This window comes from Mycobacterium sp. (assembly GCF_049683935.1).
In the GTDB taxonomy this organism is placed as follows: Bacteria; Actinomycetota; Actinomycetes; order Mycobacteriales; family Mycobacteriaceae; genus Mycobacterium.
The window spans coordinates 1-1,957 of record NZ_JBAUJR010000391.1 but is presented as its reverse complement, the minus strand read 5'-3'; the positions used below and the strand labels follow the sequence as shown (position 1 = coordinate 1,957).

Here is a 1,957-nt window from a genome sequence, read left to right as displayed (position 1 = left end):
GGTCCTGACCGGCCACCGCGTAGGGCACCAGAGGGGCGGCCGGTGCGGCGGGTGCGGCAGCCGCCGAACCCGACCCGGCGGTCACCGAGTTCACCGGGGTCCCCGCCGGTGCGGTCGGAGCCGCGGGCACACCTGCAGCCGGCAGCGGCTGGGGATCGGAGCGGTTCGCGGGCGCGGAGGACGCCGGCGCCTGCTCCTCGGCGGGGGTGTCGGCGGGAGGGGCTTGAAGCTGGTCCAGCAGATACTGGCCCACCCCGCCGATGATGCCCAGCGTGATCGCCAGTGCCGGGAGCAACAGCAGCGACGGATAGAGGATCGAGGCGCCGATCCACGACACCGCCTGGTAGGCGACGGCCAACAGGAAGGGGCCGTAGGTGATCAGCGCCTGCGCCGGGTTGGTCAGGAAGTCGGTGATCAGGGCGATCGTGTTGCCGATCGGGTCCTGGAGGAAGTCGATGATGGGCTCGAACAGGAACCGCAGGATATCGCCGTAGAAGTTGATGAAGTCGTTGACGATGTCGCCGATGTTCAACGCTGCGCCCGACTCCACGGCCTGCACCTGCGCGGCGGAGCTCATCAGATCCGCTGCGGCTCTTCCAGCTTCGCCGGCGCCGGGGATCAGCACGAACGGAGCGGGAGTCGACGCCGGCGTCGCGGCCACCGCCGCACCGGACACCGCCTCGTAGGCACTCATCGTGGTGGCCGCCTGGATCCACATGCGGACGTAGTCGGCCTCGTTCAGCACGATCGGGATGGTGTTGATGCCGAGGAAGTTCGTCGAGACCAGCACCGCGTGCGTGGTGTGGTTCAGTGCCAGCTCCGGCAGCGTGGGCATCGTCGCCAACGCGGTCGTGTACGCGGCGGCGGCTGTCTGGTGCTGCACCGCCGCGGCGGCGCTGTTGGCGCTCTGTTGCGCCAGCCACCCGAGGTAGGGCGTGTGCGCGACGACGTACTGCTCGGAGCTGACGCCCTCCCAGGAACCCGCCTGCACGGCGCCGAGAATGCTCGTGAGTTCCGCTGCGGCAGAGGCATACTCGGTGCTCAGCGACTGCCAGGCCGCCGAGGCGGCAAGCAGCGATCCCGGGCCCGGGCCGCTGCTCAGCAGCGCCGAGTGCACCTCGGGCGGCAGTGCCATCCACACTGGTGCGGTTACCGGGGCGGTCATGTCAGCCGCGCGCGATCATGTACGCCGACGCCGCCATCGCGTCTCCACTGGCGTAGCTGGCCGCGGACTCGCCGACACCCACCCCGGAGCGGCCGAGTTCCTCGACCCCCTGGGCGGCCACCGACTGGTGCTGTGCACCGTGGGCGCTGAAACCCGCGGCGCACTGCAGCGACACCGGGTCTGCCGCCGGTGGGACGACCGCACTCACCATGGGTGCGGCGGCGGAATGGACGGCGGCCATCCGTGCGGTGAGCGCTTCCACCGCGGCGCTGGCCGCGGTCAAGCCCTCCGGAACTACTCGCAGCGTCATCAGCTGTACTCCTCTCCACAGTGTCGTCCGGGTCCTCGATTGGCGGTCACCGATTCGGTGGCCAGCGGATTGACGAGTTGCACAAACGTCGGTGTGTCGCTGTCGTCGAGCAGCATCGCGCGGCCCGCCGGCAACCGGCTGAATCGGTGGCCCCGAATCTTGCCGCTGTCCTGCGGATTTCCCGACAGCATGACCGTCGTCGCCTGCAGGTCGTTGAGGCGGCGCAACAGCGGTGCGGTCATCACCGCGTGGGCGGATCCCGCGGCCCGGGCGGTGACGATGACCCGCAGCCCCAGATCGGAGGCCTGGGACAGCAGTCCGATCAACGGGGTCCACGGCCGCTGTCCCACATAGGGTCCGGCGGTCGCCGGGCCGTCCGGTATCTGATCGATGTCGTCGACGATCAGATAGTGGATGTGGTTGTCCTGTCCGTTCTTGTAGGACCAGCCACTGAGCTCCTGCGGACTCATCCCCACCGGCGG

General features: G+C 69.6%; 2 protein-coding genes and 1 pseudogene. All 3 read right to left on the bottom strand.

The window, feature by feature from the left end; all coding sequences use genetic code 11:
* The coding region (locus WA965_RS22400) for a PPE family protein (RefSeq protein WP_526448089.1) at positions 1-1,165 on the bottom strand (1,165 nt) is incomplete at its 3' end.
* Between the two features lies 1 nt (position 1,166).
* The gene (locus WA965_RS22395; RefSeq protein ID WP_526298925.1) at positions 1,167-1,475 is read right to left on the bottom strand and encodes a PE domain-containing protein; all 309 of its coding nucleotides are present in this window, start codon (positions 1,473-1,475) and stop codon (positions 1,167-1,169) included.
* A pseudogene (locus WA965_RS22390) lies at positions 1,475-1,957 on the bottom strand (type VII secretion protein EccC); the annotation flags it as partial. The pseudogene WA965_RS22390 and the gene WA965_RS22395, both read right to left, overlap by 1 nt.